We start from the raw sequence: 16,690 nt of genomic DNA, 5'->3' as shown, positions 1-16,690 counted from the left end.
TTTTTTATAGGGATCTATTTTGAAAGTTACTATCATCGGCAGCGGTTACGTAGGCTTAGTTACAGGCGCTTGTCTGGCTGAGCAGGGTAACAATGTTTTCTGCCTTGACCTTGACCCTAAAAAGATTGAGATTCTGAATTCTGGCGGCGTTCCTATTTATGAGCCTGGCTTAAAAGAGATGATTGAGCGCAACCGTGCTGCTGGTCGTTTGCAGTTCTCAATGGATATTGCAGCATCAGTAGCTCATGGTGATATTCAATTCATTGCAGTAGGCACTCCTCCAGATGAGGACGGCTCTGCTGATCTTCAGTATGTTGTCGCTGCCGCTCGTAATATTGGCCGCCATGCAACTACTCCCAAAGTGGTCGTAGATAAATCGACTGTGCCAGTTGGTACTGCAGATAAAGTTTCTGCAGCCATTACCGAAGAGTTAGAAAAGCGTCATTTGTCTTCTGATCTTTGCTCGGTGGTGTCAAACCCTGAATTCTTGAAAGAAGGTGCTGCAGTCGAAGACTTTATGCGGCCTGATCGTATTGTGATTGGAACTGAGAATAGTCCGGCAGGTTTACGAGCTAAGGAGCAGATGCGTAAGCTATATGCACCATTTAATCGCCATCATGAGCGCACTTATTACATGGATGTAAAGAGTGCAGAGCTAACCAAGTACGCTGCTAATGCCATGCTGGCAACCCGTATCTCCTTTATGAATGAATTGGCGAACTTAGCTGATTTGGTTGGTGCAGATATTGAAGCAGTCCGCCAAGGAATTGGTTCAGATTCTCGAATTGGATTTGGTTTCTTGTATCCGGGCACTGGTTATGGTGGATCTTGCTTTCCTAAAGATGTATCTGCCCTCTCTAAGACTGCGATTGAACATGGCAGAGACCTCAAGATCTTGCAAGCTGTTGAAGCAGTGAATGAGGCACAAAAATACACGCTTGTTGAAAAGATTGAAAAGCGATTCGGTAAAGATTTGAAAGGCATGAAGTTTGCGCTTTGGGGTTTGGCATTTAAGCCTAATACCGATGACATGCGTGAGGCTCCAAGTCGGGTCATTATTAGTGAATTAGTAAAACGTGGGGCCCAGGTAGTTGCACATGATCCGGTTGCCATGAAAGAGGCTCAGCATTGTCTAGATGTAGACTTCAAAGCTAATCCTGAGGGACTTCAAAAGGTTTCCATGGTAAGTGATCCCATGACTGCTTTAGATGGTTGTGACGCGCTCGTGATTGTGACTGAGTGGAAGGCTTTCCGCAGCCCTGATTTTGATTTGGTAAAGCAAAAACTCAAGAACCCAATTGTCTTTGATGGCCGAAATCTCTATGAACCTGGCGCAATGCAAGAGTTAGGTATTGAGTACCAGGGCATTGGGCGACATAATTAAGCATATTGCTTCATTACTAAAATCGACAGATAGAAAAGTCTTCCGTGGAAAAAGCTAACCGAGCACAGTTCTCTAAAACACGTCTACTAGTAGTCGGTGACGTCATGCTGGATCGCTATTGGTTTGGTGATACGAATCGCATTTCTCCTGAGGCACCTGTGCCAGTAGTTCAAGTAGGTAAGATTGATGAGCGTCTTGGTGGCGCTGCTAACGTAGCACGTAACGTAGCTGCTTTAGGTGCACAAACTACCATTCTGGGAATTGCTGGTGATGATGAGCCTGGTAAGCGCGTTGTGGATCTTCTCAAAGCAAGCGGTGTTGATAGCCAGTTGGAAATCGATGCAAAGGTGCCTACGATAGTGAAGTTGCGTGTAATTGCACGTCAACAACAACTGATTCGTTTGGATTTTGAAGAAGCACCTAGTGAAAAAGCATTGGCACATAAATTAGAGCGCTTTGAAAAACTCGTAGGTAGTGCTGATGTTGTGATTTTGTCTGACTACGGTAAAGGTGCCCTAGGTCAAGTAACTCTCATGATTGAACAGGCGCGCGCACAGAACAAAGTTATATTGGTCGACCCTAAGGGGGAAGATTACGAGAAATATCGTGGTGCCACCGTGTTAACCCCGAACCGTAGTGAGTTGCGTCAAGTCATTGGTCAATGGACTAGTGAGGAAGATCTTACGCGTAGAGCTCAGGATTTACGTCGCTCCTTAAACCTGCAGGCATTACTTTTGACACGCTCAGAAGAAGGAATGAGTTTATTTTCGGAGCAAGGTGTTAGCCACGTTAAAGCGCAGGCCAGAGAGGTATTTGACGTTTCTGGTGCAGGAGACACAGTCATTGCTACTCTCGCAGTCGCCTTGGCTGCTGGATGGCCTATTGAAAAAGCGATGGCACTGGCCAATCGCGCAGGTGGTATTGTGGTTGGTAAGTTGGGTACTGCAACCGTGACTTCAGAGGAGTTACAGTGACTATTATCGTAACTGGTGCGGCCGGCTTTATTGGCGCCAATATTGTTCAGGCACTCAATGCCCGGGGCGAAAAAAATATTATCGCAGTGGATGATCTTCGGCCCGCAGATAAATATCGCAATCTTGCTGATTTAGACATCATTGACTATCTCGATAAAGATGAATTCTTGGAAGCCTTCCGAAGCGGTCGGTTTGGTAAAGTAAAAGCAGTTTTTCATGAGGGGGCTTGTTCAGACACCATGGAAACAGATGGCATCTTCATGATGGCTAACAACTATCGCTACACGATGGATTTGCTCGATATTTGTACTGCTCAAAAAGTTCAATTGCTATATGCATCTTCTGCTGCTACTTATGGCGGCTCAGATGTTTTTGAAGAAAGTCGTGAGCATGAGAAGCCACTTAATATTTACGGCTACTCTAAATTCCTCTTTGATCAAGTGATGCGTAAACGTTTTGCAGAAAATGCAAATACAGCTCAAGTGGTCGGTTTTCGGTATTTCAATGTATATGGGCCGCGTGAGTCCCATAAGAGCCGCATGGCTTCAGTCGCCTTTCATCAGTATCACCAGTACAAGGCGAATGGCCAAGTGAAGTTATTTGGTGAATATGGTGGTTATGGCTCAGGCGAGCAAAGTCGTGACTTTGTTTCGGTTGAGGACGTAGTAAAGGTGAATCTTTTTTTCTTAGATCATCCAGAAATTAGCGGTATCTTTAATTTAGGTACTGGTCTTGCACAGCCGTTTAATGATGTAGCATTTGCCGTTGCCAATACCATGCGGAAGCTAGATAAAGCAGAGCCAGTAAGTCTTGCACAATTGGTTAAACAAGAGGTGATTGAATACATTCCTTTTCCAGATGCGCTTAAGGGCAAATACCAGTGCTTTACTCAGGCTGATTTAACAAAACTGCGTGCAGCAGGATATAAAGAACCCTTCCTCAACGTGGAGCAGGGTGTCAGTCGTTATATTGAGTGGTTAGAAGCCAACGCAGGATTTTTAGCTAATCCTTTAGACGCTAAATAAGCTTCATGGTAAGTAAGTTACTTTTAACGCTTACTTGTTGGGCTCTTAGTACTTATTCGATAGCTCAGGTCTTTGATATTCCTCATCAGGAAGAAGCCCCCACCAGAACATTACTCATTGAGACGGTCAAGCCTCGAGCTTTGGTGCTTCTTTTCCCCGGCGGCGGTGGAATGGCCGGTATTTTTGATAATGGCTCAATCAAAAGTAAGCACACCTTTATACGTTCAATGGATATGTGGGCTCAGTATGGAATTGATGCTGTTTTAGTAGATACACCATACGACTTAGGCGATCAGAAGCGCGGTAATTTACGTTCTCGCAAAGACCATCTCACTCGAGTCGATGAGGTAGTGAACTTTTATAAGGCAAAGTTGAAACTACCAATATGGATCTTTGGGCATAGCATGGGGAGCTCAACGGCAACCTATTATGCAAATGAAATTGATCAAACTAAAAAGAATCTTACGGGAATTATTATTGCTGGCACGATTCGTACAGCTTCCTTAGATGATGACGTCACATTGCCAGTATTGGCAATCCACCATCAAAATGATGCTTGTTCAGGTACACCAGTTAATGCCTCAGCCAGAATTATTGATAGCAGATCCCTCAAATTAGTATCAAAGCTTGAATTGATTGAGGGTGGCATTTCGGAAGGGGATGTATGTCAATCTTTTGCCTATCATGGCTTTAATGAAACTGAAGCTGAATTTGTCAAAAGGGCAGCTAACTTTATCCTGAGTCATTAATACTGATTTGCTTGTAGTCCGAGCAAACAAGTCAACATCCATTTTTTCTCTTCGTTGTAAGTGATCCACACAAGCTTCTTGTGTGGATTTTTCATTTACCTCAGGAGAAAGAATGACTCAATACTTCGGTTTTAATACAGCCCTTGGTTTTGCTAAGGCTTTAGCATTTTCTGCATTATTGGCACTGGGAAGTTTGGGTATTGCAGCAGCCCAATCGATCAATGTGAATACAGCCACACAATCAGAGCTTGAGAGCATTAAGGGTATTGGTCCTGCAAAGGCAAAGACTATCATTGCAGAACGCTTAGATGGCGGACATTTTCAAGATGCCAACGATTTGCAAAAGCGTGTTCGGGGTATTGGTATGAAGTCAGTAGAAAAAATGGTAGATAACGGCTTAAGTATTGAAGCTCCTGGTTCCTTTCGGGAGCCTAATGGCAGGACGCAAAAGGATGGCGGCACCTCTGGCAGACGTAATTCTCGTACTCAAAATAGTAATCGCTATCAGCAGGATCGTGCGGGAGGCGGGCGCAGAAATTAAGCCCTTTCGCACTTAGCGGTGCTTATGGCTAAAATGGCTTCATGAGCAAACCAACTTATTTAACAATTTCACAAACTGTGGGTAATACCCCCTTGGTGCGTTTACAGCGCATCCCCGGGAAAGAGAATGAAGCTCGCAATAATGTGATCTTAGGTAAGTTGGAAGGTAACAATCCAGCCGGGTCGGTGAAAGACCGACCTGCGCTGTCAATGATCATGCGCGCACAAGAGCGTGGTGAAATTACACCTGGCGATACCCTAATAGAAGCAACTAGTGGCAATACTGGCATTGCTCTCGCAATGACTGCGGCGATGTTGGGTTATAAGATGATCTTGGTAATGCCCGAAAATCAAAGCATCGAGCGACGTCAGAGCATGGCAGCATACGGCGCTGAATTGATTCTGACAGCTGCAACTGGTGGAATGGAATTTGCAAGAGATTATGCGCTGCAACTTCAGCGAGAAGGGCGCGGTAGATTGCTTGATCAATTTGCAAATCCCGATAATCCTCGAGCACATATTGAAACTACCGGCCCTGAAATTTGGCGCGACACGGATGGACAGATTACCCATTTCATATCGGCAATGGGAACTACTGGCACCATTACAGGAGTTTCAACTTATCTCAAGTCCATGAATCCCAATATTCAGATTATTGGTGCCCAGCCTGAAGAGGGTTCGCAAATCCCCGGAATACGTAAGTGGGCGCCAGCATATCTGCCAAAGATTTATGAAGGCGATAGGGTTGATCTCATCGAATATGTCACCCAAGCGGAAGCTGAAGAAATGGCTCGTCGTTTGGCTGCACAAGAGGGGATCTTCTGTGGTATTTCGGCTGGGGGAGCTCTAGTCGTGGCTTTGCGGGTAGCCCGTCAAGTGGAAAATGCCACCATTGTCTTTATCGTTTGCGATCGAGGCGACCGCTACTTATCTACTGGGGTGTTTCCAGCTTAAGCTATTTAGTTTTTTTCTTTGCTTTAGTTTTCTTAGACTTAGGTTTTACACTGCCGTGATCTACAGGATTGGCGGAACTCAATATCGGAACCACGCTTTGGTTTTTATAGCCAAGCTCTTGCGCAAACTCAGCAACGCTTTGTGCATAAAAGTAACTGCGGTTGTATTGAACAATCGACAGAAAATTATTTAAGCCCACCACGTAATGAACTTGGTCATTGCCATCTTTATCAGGATAGGGTAGATCAACGATCATGGCTCTGCTTTGGGGTTCAACACCACCATTTTGTAAATCACCCTGTTGTGCAGTCAGAATTTCTTTTTCAATCAATTCCTGCACAGTGTATTTTAGTTGAGGCTCGCCATCAGCCAGCGCCCTTGCAGCTAGGATTGCTTTTTCTTGTATTGGAAAATAAATTGGCATTCCTGTTTGCCAGCCGTGCATCTTCATAAAGTTGGCAACACTAGCGATAGCATCCTTTGCACTAAGTCTTAAATCAATACGCCCATCTCCATCGCCATCCACTGCAAAGCTACGAATGCTGCTGGGCATAAATTGGGGCAAACCAATCGCACCTGCATAAGAGCTATTTTGATTTAGACATGCATTGAATCGGACTTGATTTACTCCTTGCGTATTATTTTTTGCAGGAAGCATCCCCCCGGCCTCGCTCCAGCACAAGAGAATGAGTTCCTTGAGCTGATCTTTAAAAAGCTGTTCTCGAGCGGGTTTGTTTGGGGTATCTGGATAACTAAAGGCTAATGTAGAAAGTACATCCTTTACTCTAAAAGTGCCCGTTTGGCGCCCATAGATCGTTTCGATGCCAATGATGGCAACGATCAGTTCGGCGGGAACCCCTGAGGCCTGTTCCGTTTGGCTTAAAAAGGCCTGGTTCTGATTCCAGAAGGCCTTACCAGCCTTGAGGCGGACAGGCTCGATAAAGCGTTGACGATAAACCACCCAATTTTTCTTAAATGTAGCCGATGGGGGTAATACCAATTTGCGGATCGATGGAATCGTTTTAGCATCTAAGAAACCTGATTCAAGGCTGGCTAAAGGGATTTGCTGGGTTTGAGAAACCTGGCTCATCAGTTCATTCAGGTTTTGGCTAAAACGGGCTTCAGAGGCTGCATCGTCGACTTGGTTTACGATGGGCTGTGGGGCTGGCGTGGCTTGGTTGTTGGTTTGTATAGGGGCACTTGAGCATGCTCCTAAAAGCAGAGAAATGAGTAGGTGGGAGACGCGATAATTCATATCGAGATTAGATTATAAAAATTACAGTTTTGCTATTAAGGATTTCGAGTAATGACAACAGGATACATAACTCATCCAGACTTTCTGAAACATGAGATGGGAAGCCATCACCCAGAGTGCCCAGAAAGAATTCAGGCGATCAATGATCAGTTGATCCGCAGCGGTGTCGACCACTTTTTACATCATTTAGATGCGCCATTGGCAAGCGAAGATCAGCTAGAGCTGGTTCATAGCCCCGAGCATGTTAGCTTTGTTCGAGATAGCGCTCCCGAGACGGGTTATTTCATGCTCGATGGCGATACGATTATGAATCCCCATACCTACAGAGCCGCTTTGCGTGCTGCAGGTGCAGCGATCGCAGGGGTAGATGCAGTAATGAAAGGTGAAGTTGAAAATGTCTTTTGTGCGGTAAGACCTCCTGGGCATCATGCTGAGCCAACTCGGTCTATGGGTTTTTGTCTTTTTGATAATGTGGCGATTGCTGCTCGTTATGCGATGGAAACCTATGGCATTGAGCGTGTCGCTATTATTGATTTTGATGTGCATCACGGGAACGGAACCGAAGCGGCTTTTTTCAATGAACCTAATGTGCTGATGTGCAGTTTTTTCCAGCACCCGTTTTATCCCTATAGCGGTTTAGATCATGCGAATAATATGGTTAATGTTCCTTTACCAGCATCTACTCGCGGAGATGTAGTTCGCTCTATTGTGGAAGAGCGCTGGCTTCCTGCTTTGCGCAATTTTGAGCCGCAGCTCATTATTATTTCTGCCGGTTTTGATGCGCACCGAGAGGATGACTTGGGTCAGATGGGATTAGTTGAAGATGACTATGTCTGGATAACTCAGCGTCTCAAAGAAATTGCTAAAGACTACGCGCAAGGGCGCATCGTCAGCTGCTTAGAGGGTGGCTATAACCTATCCGCATTGGGTCGCAGCGTCGTCGCCCACGTTAAAGCACTAGCCGATATTTGAAAATTGAAAACTGAAAGTAAATGATGGCCAATATTTATGAGCAAGGTTTGGATCGTAATGCTGCTAACCATACGCCTATTACCCCGCTCTTATTTTTGGAAAGATCAGCGCAGGTTTACCCAAATCGCGTAGCAGTTATTCATGGAAAATTACGTCAAACGTGGATGCAAACTTACGAACGCTGCCGCCGTCTTGCTAGCGCATTGCAAAAGCACGGTATTGGCTTGGGCGACACAGTGGCAGTAATGTTGCCGAATACGCCGCCGATGGTTGAAGCGCATTTTGGGATTCCCATGGCAGGGGCAGTTTTAAATGCGCTCAATACTCGTCTTGATCCAGAGTCGGTTGCTTTTATGTTGAATCATGGTGAAGCAAAAGTGGTGATTGTGGATCCAGAGTTCTCTAGCGTGATGAAAAAAGCCATAGAAATTGCTAAGAAAGAAAGTGGTCGAGATATTTTAGTTATTGATGTTGAAGAAAAAGAGTTTGATGTACCCGGTGAAAAATTGGGTAAGTTGACTTATGAAAAATTACTCTCTGAAGGTGACCCTAACTTTGTCTGGCAAGTTCCTGCTGATGAATGGCAAGCCATTTGCTTGAACTATACCTCCGGTACTACGGGTAACCCTAAAGGGGTGGTGTATCACCATCGCGGCGCTGCTATTAATGCTGTATCTAATGTGCTTGATTGGGACATCAACAAACATCCAGTGTATTTATGGACGCTACCGATGTTTCATTGCAACGGCTGGTGCTTTCCATGGACGATTGCTGCCCGTGCAGGCGTGAATGTTTGCTTACGGCGTGTTGATGCCCAACATATTTTTGCAGCTATCAAAGAGTATGGCGTGACGCATTACTGTGCCGCGCCTATCGTACATAACCTTTTAGTTAATGCTCCTGATGAATTAAAAGTGGGTGTGCCTAAAGGAGTGAAGGGCTTGATTGCTGGCGCTGCCCCTCCTGCTTCCATTATTGAAGGTATGGAAAAGTTAGGTTTTGATTTGACCCACGTCTATGGCTTAACTGAGGTTTATGGGCCCGCAGCAGTTTGTGTCAAGCAAGATGAATGGAATGATCTAGATATTGGTGAGCGTGCTCGCTTAAATGCACGTCAAGGTGTGCGTTATCACATGCAACAAGCTATTGCGGTTTTAAATTCCCAGACTATGGAGCCTGTGCCAGCCGATGGTGAAACTATGGGTGAGATTATGTTCAAGGGCAATATCGCCATGAAGGGATATTTAAAGAATGACAAAGCTACCCAAGAAGCATTTGAAGGGGGCTGGTTTCATTCTGGCGACTTGGCCGTCATGAATCCTGATGGCTACATCAAAATAAAAGACCGCAGTAAGGACATCATTATTTCTGGTGGCGAGAACATCTCTTCCATTGAGGTGGAAGATGTCCTCTATCGTCATCCAGCAGTGATTGCTGCGGCAGTAGTGGCTAAACCTGATCCAAAGTGGGGTGAGACTCCCTGCGCTTTCTTAGAAATTAAGCCCGGGGTAGAGGTGACGGCCGCTGAAATTATTGCCCACTGCAAGCAGCACTTGGCGGGATTTAAGGTCCCTAAGGCCATTGTATTTGGTGAGCTGCCGAAGACTTCTACTGGAAAAATCCAAAAGTTTGAGCTTCGTAAGCAGGCTGGCTCCGCAGCTGCTATTGATGTTTGATTCCATCAAATGGAATAAGCCGCGCCTAAGCCATCTAAGACAGATAAAATAACTACTTATCTGTCTATAAGTGGTCGGCCAGCAGAAAAACCCAAATTTTGTTTTTGTAATCGTTTTATATACATTGAGAATTCCAGATGAAAATCTTAGTAGCTGTTAAACGCGTTGTCGATTACAACGTTAAGGTGCGTGTTAAATCGGATAATACTGGCGTTGATATTGCGAACGTCAAAATGAGCATGAACCCTTTTGATGAAATTGCTGTTGAAGAAGCAGTTCGCCTCAAAGAGGCTGGCATAGCGACTGAAGTGGTAGTTGTTACTGCTGGTGTTGCTCAGTGTCAAGAAACATTACGTACTGCTTTAGCCATTGGTGCCGATCGAGCCATATTAGTAGAGACTGATACTGAATTACAGCCTTTAGCAGTCGCAAAAATTCTCAAAGCACTTTCTGATAAAGAAAATGCTCAAATGATTATTCTTGGTAAACAAGCGATTGATGACGATAGCAATCAAACAGGTCAGATGTTGGCAAGTTTGTTAGATATTCCACAAGCAACCTTTGCTTCTAAAGTAGTGATAGCCGATGGCAAAGCAACAGTAACTCGTGAAGTTGATGGTGGATTAGAGACTATTGCACTGTCTCTACCAGCAGTGATTACTACTGACTTACGTCTTAACGAGCCGCGGTATGTCACTTTGCCGAACATTATGAAGGCTAAGAAAAAGACGCTGGAGATTGTGAAACCCGATGAGCTCGGTGTTGATATAGCCCCGCGACTCAAGACTCTTAAGGTTGAAGAGCCACCGAAGCGCTCTGCTGGTGTCATGGTTGCTGATGTAGCAGCCCTTGTTGAAAAATTGAAAAATGAAGCGAAGGTGATCTAAATGGCTGCTCTTGTTATTGCTGAACACGACAATCAATCTTTAAAAGTAGCAACGCTCAATGCTGTAGCGGCGGCTCTCCAATGCTCCCCGGAAGTTGATATCTTGGTTGCTGGTAGCGGTGCTGATACAGCTGCAGAGGCAGCAGCTCAAATTGCCGGAGTACGTAAAGTGATTCAAATAGATGCCCCTGCTTTAGCAGATCAGTTAGCCGAATCTTTAGCTGCCCAGATTCTGTCTATTGCTAGTGGCTATGGTCACCTCTTAGCTCCTGCAACTGCAAGTGGTAAGAACGTGATGCCACGGGTTGCTGCTAAGTTAGATGTTGCCCAGTTATCTGAAATTACTAAAGTGGTAAGTACTGATACTTTTGAGCGTCCTATTTATGCTGGTAATGCCATTGCGACTGTGCAAAGTTCAGACCCAGTCAAAGTGATTACTGTGCGTACAACTGGATTTGATCCAGTGGCTGCTACTGGTGGCACTGCAAGCATTGAAAAACAAGCTGCCGCTGAGAGCGCAGGTAAATCAGCTTTTGTAGGTCGTGAGTTAACCAAATCGGATCGCCCAGAGCTGACCGCTGCCAAGATTATTGTTTCTGGTGGACGTGGTCTTGGCTCTGGAGAAAAATATCAAGAGTTCATTGCCCCTTTGGCAGATAAGTTGGGTGCTGCTCTGGGTGCCTCACGTGCTGCAGTAGATGCAGGTTATGTACCGAATGATTATCAAGTGGGCCAAACTGGCAAGATTGTCGCACCACAGTTGTATGTAGCAGTAGGTATCTCAGGGGCTATTCAGCATTTAGCTGGAATGAAAGACTCTAAAGTAATCGTTGCTATCAACAAAGATCCCGAGGCGCCAATCTTTAGCGTCGCAGACTACGGTTTAGTGGCTGATTTGTTTACTGCGGTACCTGAGTTAACTAAAGCGCTAGGCTCATCGTGATTGAGCTACTTGATTTGAATCCAGAGGAGTTGTAATGCCATATGTAGCCCCGGTCAAAGACATGTTGTTTGTGATGAATGAATTAGCGGGACTATCAGAAGTGGTTGCTTATCCTGCCTATGCAGAAGCTGGTGTAGATGTTGATTTGGCTCCTGCCATCTTGGAAGAGTCAGCCAAATTTAATCAAGATGTTATTGCACCCCTGAATTGGCCTGGTGACCAGACTCCCAGTTGTTTAAAGGATGGAGTCGTTACGACCACCCCTGGCTTTAAAGATGCGTTTAAGCAATTTGGCGCAGCTGGTTGGCAAGGTGTAGTTCATCCAGCGGAGTTTGGTGGGCAAGGTTTACCAAAACTCATTGCCACTGCTTGCTTTGAAATGGTCCACTCAGCAAGTCTTTCGTTTGCCTTATGCCCTATGTTGACTGATGGCGCAATTGAAGCATTGCTCACAGCTGCAAGTCCCGAACTCCAAGAGAAATTTGTTCCTCAGATGATTTCTGGTGAGTGGACAGGCTCGATGTGTCTCACCGAACCACAGGCGGGCTCAGACCTTTCAATGGTGCGTGCAAAAGCTGTTCCAGAAGGCGATGGCGTCTATAAGATTTTTGGCACAAAGATTTACATCACGTATGGTGAACACGACATGGCAAAGAATATTGTCCATTTAGTGCTGGCAAGAACTCCAGATGCCCCAGAGGGTGTCAAAGGTATTTCATTATTTGTAGTGCCTAAGTTCTTAGTCAATAGTGACGGTTCATTGGATGAGCGTAACGATGTGTTCTGCGTATCGATTGAACATAAGCTAGGAATCAAGGCTAGTCCAACGGCGGTTTTACAGTTTGGTGATCATGGCGGTGCTACTGGCTATTTGGTTGGTGAAGAAAACCGTGGCCTGGAGTACATGTTTGTGATGATGAACGCCGCCCGATTTGCTGTGGGCATGCAAGGCGTTGCAGTAGCTGAACGCGCATATCAAAAAGCGGCACAGTATGCAAAAGATCGCGTTCAAAGTCGTGACTTAGCCGGCTCCTCTGCTCCTGTTGCGATTATTCATCATCCGGATGTGAAACGGATGTTGATGACGATGCGGGCCTATACAGAAGCCTGTCGTGCATTAGCTTATTACGCAGCTGCAGCCTACGATGCGCAACATGCAGCGCCAAATGAAACAGATCAGAAAGCGAACCAAGCCATCTACGAGTTCTTGGTACCTATTGTGAAGGGCTTCTCAACTGAGATGTCCATTGAGGTTGCTAGTTTAGGTGTACAAGTTCATGGTGGTATGGGATTTATTGAAGAGACGGGTGCCGCACAACATTATCGTGATGCCCGTATCTTGACAATCTATGAAGGTACTACTGCCATTCAGGCAAATGATCTGGTTGGTAGAAAAACGGTGCGTGATGGTGGCGCAATAGCAAAAATATTGGCAGAGAGAATTGCTCAAACTGAAAAAGATTTGGCGGCTAGCGGCACCACTGATGCTAAAGCGGTTCTCAAGCAATTAAGTGCTGGTCGTGCAGCTTTTGAAGCAGCTGTTGCTTATATCTTGGCTAACGCAAAAACCGATGTGAAAGCAGTATATGCAGGAAGCTTTGCTTACTTACGTTTGTGTGGATTGGTGCTTGGAGCTTGGCAAATGGCTAGAGCCCTTTTAGCAGCGCAACGTTTGCGTGACGGTGATCCAAGTTTCTATGATGCCAAGATTGCTACTGCACGTTTCTTTGCTGAAAATTTATTGCCACAAGCGCAGGCTTTGGCCACCTCGATTATTGAAAGTGGGCACTCTACGAATGCGTTGGCGTTAGAGCAGTTCTAGAGCAATCTTTTTATCTAGAGTGTTGAGGCAATCTAAAAGCTATCTGCAATTACTGAGATAGCTTTTTCGCTTCGTAAATTTGAGAAATAAAGAATTGCTCAAACGAAATAGCTAGGAAGGTCATCATCACGCCGGCACCAAGTACCAAAGAGAAAATCACTGTCAGGATCGCTGGCCAGCCAGAGCGTGTCCGTTTAGCCTCATCAATTCCAGGATTAAATTGGGCATCCCATTTGTCATCTGGACGTAAACCAAAAGCTATCGTTGTTAACCAACTGGCTTCGACTGCAATAAAGCCAAAAGTGATCATTACCCATCCAGGGGCCGAGTGAAAGTGGGCCGCCTTTAGTAGGCCCCAACCTGCAATACCGCCAAGCAAGGCAATCAATTGAATCCAGGCCCAAAAAGATTTGAGACCTTGTAAGTAAAAGCAATTTAAGCCCGTACCAGGAAAGAATAAGCCAAGCGCGCAAAAAAGGAGTTTTGAGTTTTTCATGAATCTATCAGAGGCCAAATCATTTTCTTATTTGCTAGTAAGGCTTCGTTGTGTAAAGCTCAATACTTCTCGGTCCGTGCCAATCATCAGTAATTGATCGCCATTGCGCACAATATTGCGGTAGTCATTTAGTTCATATAGAAAATCATTTTCGAGTTCCATGCGCGCAGAGGAGCATGACATTTTTGTGCTCGTAATTTGTTTGAAGGTAAAGCCTTTTGCATCTTCATCTAGACTGGCAGTAAATCGATTGCATCCTGTAGAGCCGCTCACCCGATCACCCTTGCTATCGAAGGTGATTTGAATGGGATTACTGCTCTCGCCTTGGGGGATCTGGCGAGTACGAACTTCCCCATTGGCATTGGGAGGAAGATTCCATCGGGTCAATTCCCATTTAGTATTTCGCAGTTCACTACTCGGAGGGCTGGTTTTTGCGCCACAAGGGGGGATTACATTGGCACAGGCTGTCAAAAGAGACAAAGCTAGGCAAGAAATCGTTATCAATAGGCTATTTAAGCTACTTTTGAAGGGGTTGGAGAGCACTATTTTGGCAGCCATTTTTTATAAGTTATTGATTTATATGAATATTTCACATATTGGAATTTTCTATTCTAATGGCTTAAACACTTAAATAGGTGGAAGAAGTGGGGGTTTTCGTCTAGAATATGAGGTTTTCCGCTCTACCTTGCATTTGCCTGGTGAGTTGGAGCCCAAGATTTTTTGTAGAAATTTCATTGGGTTGTAATCAACCTGTTTTCATTTTAGATTTTAAGGAATAAGTATGGTCGTCATTCGACTGGCACGCGGCGGCTCTAAGAAGCGCCCTTTTTACAGCATCGTTGCTACTGATAAGCGCAACCGTCGTGACTCGAACTTTATCGAGCGCATTGGTTATTTCAATCCACAAGCAGCTGAATCTGAGCAAGCCATGCGCATTGCTCAAGATCGTTTGACTTACTGGACTGGTGTTGGCGCACAAGTATCTCCAACGGTTGTTCGTTTAATCAAAAACAATCCTGCTGTCTAAATATTGTTTAACTAAAAACTTCATCTTTAGGATGCGGTTTTTAGAAGCAGGATTTATCAGTAGTTCTATTTCGGGAAAATAAGGTGGCTTTCAAATGAGTACACCTTCCCTAAATGATTTGATTGAACTTGGCGCCATCTCTGAGGCGCAAGGATTGCAGGGTCAAGTGAAGGTAAGACCTCACTCAAGCGAACCTGTAGCACTTCTATCTTCTAAAGCAGTCTGGCTATCTCTCATCCCGCGCAGGGATGCTGGCGTTGCTGCCTCTATAGAGCAAGCCTCTTTGACGCAATACAAGGTCAAGAGTGCCAAGATGCATAGTGGCAATGTCGTGATGACATTGGATGGTGTGACTGATCGTGATCAAGCCTTGGCACTCAAAGGCGCTCGCATCTTGGTAGCGCGCGACGCATTTCCAAAAGCAGAAAGCGATTCTTATTATTGGATTGATCTCATTGGTTGCCATGCGATCAATTTACAAAATGAGATGCTAGGCGAAGTAATCGATGTCACTGAAAATGGTGCACATGGCGTGATTGCTATAGGTGATAGCTCTTCTAAAGAAACTAAATATCTTGTACCCTTTGTAAAAGAAGTGGTACAAAAGGTTGACTTGCCAAATAAAGTGATTACGCTTGATTGGCAATCAGACTGGCAATAAACCAGAAAATAAAATATGCGCTTTGATGTCGTGACCTTATTTCCAGAGATGTTCTCTGCACTCACGCAGTGGGGCATTACTGGACGCGCTTGCGAACAATCCTTAGCGAGTATTCATTTATGGAATCCACGGGATTTTTGTTCAGATCCACGTAAGACGGTGGATGATCGCGCTTATGGTGGGGGTCCAGGCATGGTCATGATGGTCAAGCCCTTGGAAGACATTGTTGCTGGTATTAAAGCGGCTCATCTAGCGGCAAATATCAAAAGTGGTCCAATTTGCCTCTTGGCGCCCCAAGGTGAGCGTTTTTCTCAAAAGATTGCGACAGACATCCTCAGTTACGGTAATTTGAGCTTCATCTGTGGTCGTTATGAGGCTATTGACCAACGATTTGTGGATCGAAGTGTCGATATTCAGCTTTCTATCGGGGATTTTGTGCTTTCTGGCGGTGAAATACCCGCTATGGCCATGATGGATGCCGTTATTCGCCTGATTCCAGGAGCCCTGGGGGATGGCGAATCAGCTGCCCAAGATAGCTTTATGAATGGTCTTTTAGACCATCCACACTACACTCGCCCTGAAATATATGAAAATTTATCTGTCCCAGACGTGCTTTTAAGTGGACATCACGCTAAAATAGCAGATTGGCGTCGGCAGAAGTCTCTAGAGCTGACGTTAAGGCTAAGGCCGGACTTAATTGAATCGGCAAGAGTCAATGGGTTGCTAACCCGAGAAGATGAACAATTTCTTCGCACACTGTAAATACTGTTAGTAATACTCAGTGGTGATTTAAAGGTTTAGTTTTTGGTTTAGTGAAATGGTTTTAACTGCATCCTCTGTTAGGTCCGTTGATGAAGATCACGGGATTAAACGCTAACAAGATGTTTAAGGATTAAAAATGAATTTGATAGAAAAAATTGAGCAAGAAGAAATTGCTCGCTTAACTGCTAACAAAACTTTGCCAAGCTTTGCTCCTGGCGATACAGTGGTTGTTAGTGTGAACGTTGTTGAAGGTACGCGTAAGCGTGCTCAGGCCTTTGAAGGCGTTGTGATTGCTAAGCGTAATCGCGGACTCAATTCCAGCTTTATCGTGCGTAAGATTTCTTCTGGTGAAGGCGTTGAGCGGACTTTCCAAACCTATTCACCATTGATCGCTAGCGTTGAAGTAAAGCGTCGTGGTGACGTACGTCGTGCTAAGTTGTACTACTTGCGTGATCGTTCTGGTAAGTCAGCACGTATCAAAGAGAAGTTACAAGCGCGCACCAAAGCAGTAGCGGCTCCAGCTGCTGAATAATTTGCTTCGCTGCAGACAAATAAAGGCGGCCT

The 16,690-nt window shown here is 45.1% G+C and carries 18 protein-coding genes; 15 read left to right on the top strand and 3 right to left on the bottom strand.

From position 1 onward, the window contains the following. Positions 1 to 19 precede the first annotated feature (19 nt). From ICN38_RS08590 to cysM, 6 genes are all read left to right on the top strand, one after another. Entirely contained in the window at positions 20 to 1,384 is a 1,365-nt protein-coding gene (locus tag ICN38_RS08590) for a UDP-glucose/GDP-mannose dehydrogenase family protein (RefSeq protein WP_216256649.1), read from the top strand. A 44-nt stretch (positions 1,385 to 1,428) separates the two neighbouring features. Next, positions 1,429 to 2,358, top strand: a complete 930-nt coding sequence (gene rfaE1 / locus ICN38_RS08585; protein WP_216256648.1) for a D-glycero-beta-D-manno-heptose-7-phosphate kinase — start codon at positions 1,429 to 1,431, stop codon at positions 2,356 to 2,358. Beyond that, on the top strand, positions 2,355 to 3,383 hold the full coding sequence (gene rfaD / locus ICN38_RS08580; protein WP_216256647.1) for an ADP-glyceromanno-heptose 6-epimerase: 1,029 nt from the start codon (positions 2,355 to 2,357) through the stop codon (positions 3,381 to 3,383). Before rfaE1 ends, rfaD begins: the two co-directional genes overlap by 4 nt. Positions 3,384 to 3,388: 5 nt before the next feature. Further along, positions 3,389 to 4,132 carry an alpha/beta hydrolase gene (locus ICN38_RS08575; protein ID WP_216256646.1) on the top strand — a complete coding sequence of 248 codons (744 nt, stop codon included), beginning with the start codon at positions 3,389 to 3,391 and terminating at the stop codon, positions 4,130 to 4,132. A 112-nt stretch (positions 4,133 to 4,244) separates the two neighbouring features. Beyond that, a complete protein-coding gene (locus ICN38_RS08570; protein WP_216256645.1) occupies positions 4,245 to 4,673 on the top strand; it encodes a helix-hairpin-helix domain-containing protein in 429 nt (142 codons plus the stop codon). 41 nt (positions 4,674 to 4,714) lie between these two features. Next, positions 4,715 to 5,626: a cysteine synthase CysM gene (cysM, locus tag ICN38_RS08565; RefSeq protein WP_216256644.1), complete on the top strand. Its 912-nt coding sequence runs from the start codon at positions 4,715 to 4,717 to the stop codon at positions 5,624 to 5,626. A gap of 1 nt (position 5,627) precedes the next feature. Here the strand turns inward: cysM and ICN38_RS08560 are convergent, their stop codons facing one another. Then, complete coding sequence (locus ICN38_RS08560; RefSeq protein WP_216256643.1) at positions 5,628 to 6,881, bottom strand: lytic transglycosylase domain-containing protein; 1,254 nt, start codon at positions 6,879 to 6,881, stop codon at positions 5,628 to 5,630. Positions 6,882 to 6,932: 51 nt separating this feature from the next. Between ICN38_RS08560 and ICN38_RS08555 the strand changes: the two genes are divergently transcribed. The 5 genes from ICN38_RS08555 to ICN38_RS08535 all read left to right on the top strand — a co-directional run bounded on the left by ICN38_RS08555 (position 6,933) and on the right by ICN38_RS08535 (position 13,180). Beyond that, positions 6,933 to 7,853, top strand: coding sequence for a histone deacetylase family protein (locus tag ICN38_RS08555; protein ID WP_216256642.1), 921 nt, complete (start codon positions 6,933 to 6,935; stop codon positions 7,851 to 7,853). Positions 7,854 to 7,876: 23 nt separating this feature from the next. Continuing rightward, positions 7,877 to 9,529 carry an acyl-CoA synthetase gene (locus ICN38_RS08550; protein WP_216256641.1) on the top strand — a complete coding sequence of 551 codons (1,653 nt, stop codon included), beginning with the start codon at positions 7,877 to 7,879 and terminating at the stop codon, positions 9,527 to 9,529. A 137-nt stretch (positions 9,530 to 9,666) separates the two neighbouring features. Continuing rightward, entirely contained in the window at positions 9,667 to 10,416 is a 750-nt protein-coding gene (locus ICN38_RS08545) for an electron transfer flavoprotein subunit beta/FixA family protein (protein WP_216256640.1), read from the top strand. Continuing rightward, positions 10,417 to 11,358, top strand: a complete 942-nt coding sequence (locus tag ICN38_RS08540) for an electron transfer flavoprotein subunit alpha/FixB family protein (protein WP_216256639.1) — start codon at positions 10,417 to 10,419, stop codon at positions 11,356 to 11,358. A gap of 34 nt (positions 11,359 to 11,392) precedes the next feature. Then, positions 11,393 to 13,180 carry an acyl-CoA dehydrogenase gene (locus ICN38_RS08535; protein WP_216256638.1) on the top strand — a complete coding sequence of 596 codons (1,788 nt, stop codon included), beginning with the start codon at positions 11,393 to 11,395 and terminating at the stop codon, positions 13,178 to 13,180. 49 nt (positions 13,181 to 13,229) lie between these two features. On the opposite strand, the gene ICN38_RS08530 is transcribed toward ICN38_RS08535, so the two are convergent. Then, positions 13,230 to 13,676: a hypothetical protein gene (locus tag ICN38_RS08530; protein ID WP_216256637.1), complete on the bottom strand. Its 447-nt coding sequence runs from the start codon at positions 13,674 to 13,676 to the stop codon at positions 13,230 to 13,232. 27 nt (positions 13,677 to 13,703) lie between these two features. Then, a complete protein-coding gene (locus ICN38_RS08525) occupies positions 13,704 to 14,156 on the bottom strand; it encodes an META domain-containing protein (RefSeq protein WP_255562775.1) in 453 nt (150 codons plus the stop codon). 301 nt (positions 14,157 to 14,457) lie between these two features. Here ICN38_RS08525 and rpsP point away from each other — a divergent pair, with 301 nt between their 5' ends. The 4 genes from rpsP to rplS all read left to right on the top strand — a co-directional run bounded on the left by rpsP (position 14,458) and on the right by rplS (position 16,658). Further along, complete coding sequence (gene rpsP, locus ICN38_RS08520; protein WP_216256635.1) at positions 14,458 to 14,703, top strand: 30S ribosomal protein S16; 246 nt, start codon at positions 14,458 to 14,460, stop codon at positions 14,701 to 14,703. Positions 14,704 to 14,797: 94 nt separating this feature from the next. After that, positions 14,798 to 15,364, top strand: a complete 567-nt coding sequence (gene rimM / locus ICN38_RS08515; protein ID WP_216256634.1) for a ribosome maturation factor RimM — start codon at positions 14,798 to 14,800, stop codon at positions 15,362 to 15,364. Positions 15,365 to 15,379: 15 nt separating this feature from the next. Then, a complete protein-coding gene (gene trmD, locus ICN38_RS08510; protein WP_216256633.1) occupies positions 15,380 to 16,126 on the top strand; it encodes a tRNA (guanosine(37)-N1)-methyltransferase TrmD in 747 nt (248 codons plus the stop codon). A 136-nt stretch (positions 16,127 to 16,262) separates the two neighbouring features. Beyond that, positions 16,263 to 16,658 carry a 50S ribosomal protein L19 gene (rplS, locus tag ICN38_RS08505; protein ID WP_216256632.1) on the top strand — a complete coding sequence of 132 codons (396 nt, stop codon included), beginning with the start codon at positions 16,263 to 16,265 and terminating at the stop codon, positions 16,656 to 16,658. Positions 16,659 to 16,690 lie beyond the last annotated feature (32 nt).

Origin of the sequence: Polynucleobacter sp. AP-Melu-500A-A1 (assembly GCF_018882125.1) — a bacterium.
Lineage (GTDB): Bacteria > Pseudomonadota > Gammaproteobacteria > Burkholderiales > Burkholderiaceae > Polynucleobacter.
Note: the sequence above shows the minus strand (reverse complement) of the source record. Positions and strands in the feature narration are given on the sequence as shown.

Coding starts and splice junctions, on each gene's coding strand:
- rimM (WP_216256634.1), top strand. CDS start 14,798: ATGAGTACACCTTCCCTAAATGATTTGATTGAACTTGGCGCCATCTCT.
- cysM (WP_216256644.1), top strand. CDS start 4,715: ATGAGCAAACCAACTTATTTAACAATTTCACAAACTGTGGGTAATACC.
- ICN38_RS08550 (WP_216256641.1), top strand. CDS start 7,877: ATGGCCAATATTTATGAGCAAGGTTTGGATCGTAATGCTGCTAACCAT.
- ICN38_RS08555 (WP_216256642.1), top strand. CDS start 6,933: ATGACAACAGGATACATAACTCATCCAGACTTTCTGAAACATGAGATG.
- rpsP (WP_216256635.1), top strand. CDS start 14,458: ATGGTCGTCATTCGACTGGCACGCGGCGGCTCTAAGAAGCGCCCTTTT.
- rplS (WP_216256632.1), top strand. CDS start 16,263: ATGAATTTGATAGAAAAAATTGAGCAAGAAGAAATTGCTCGCTTAACT.
- ICN38_RS08570 (WP_216256645.1), top strand. CDS start 4,245: ATGACTCAATACTTCGGTTTTAATACAGCCCTTGGTTTTGCTAAGGCT.
- ICN38_RS08545 (WP_216256640.1), top strand. CDS start 9,667: ATGAAAATCTTAGTAGCTGTTAAACGCGTTGTCGATTACAACGTTAAG.
- ICN38_RS08575 (WP_216256646.1), top strand. CDS start 3,389: ATGGTAAGTAAGTTACTTTTAACGCTTACTTGTTGGGCTCTTAGTACT.
- ICN38_RS08535 (WP_216256638.1), top strand. CDS start 11,393: ATGCCATATGTAGCCCCGGTCAAAGACATGTTGTTTGTGATGAATGAA.
- ICN38_RS08560 (WP_216256643.1), bottom strand. CDS start 6,881: ATGAATTATCGCGTCTCCCACCTACTCATTTCTCTGCTTTTAGGAGCA.
- ICN38_RS08540 (WP_216256639.1), top strand. CDS start 10,417: ATGGCTGCTCTTGTTATTGCTGAACACGACAATCAATCTTTAAAAGTA.
- ICN38_RS08530 (WP_216256637.1), bottom strand. CDS start 13,676: ATGAAAAACTCAAAACTCCTTTTTTGCGCGCTTGGCTTATTCTTTCCT.
- trmD (WP_216256633.1), top strand. CDS start 15,380: ATGCGCTTTGATGTCGTGACCTTATTTCCAGAGATGTTCTCTGCACTC.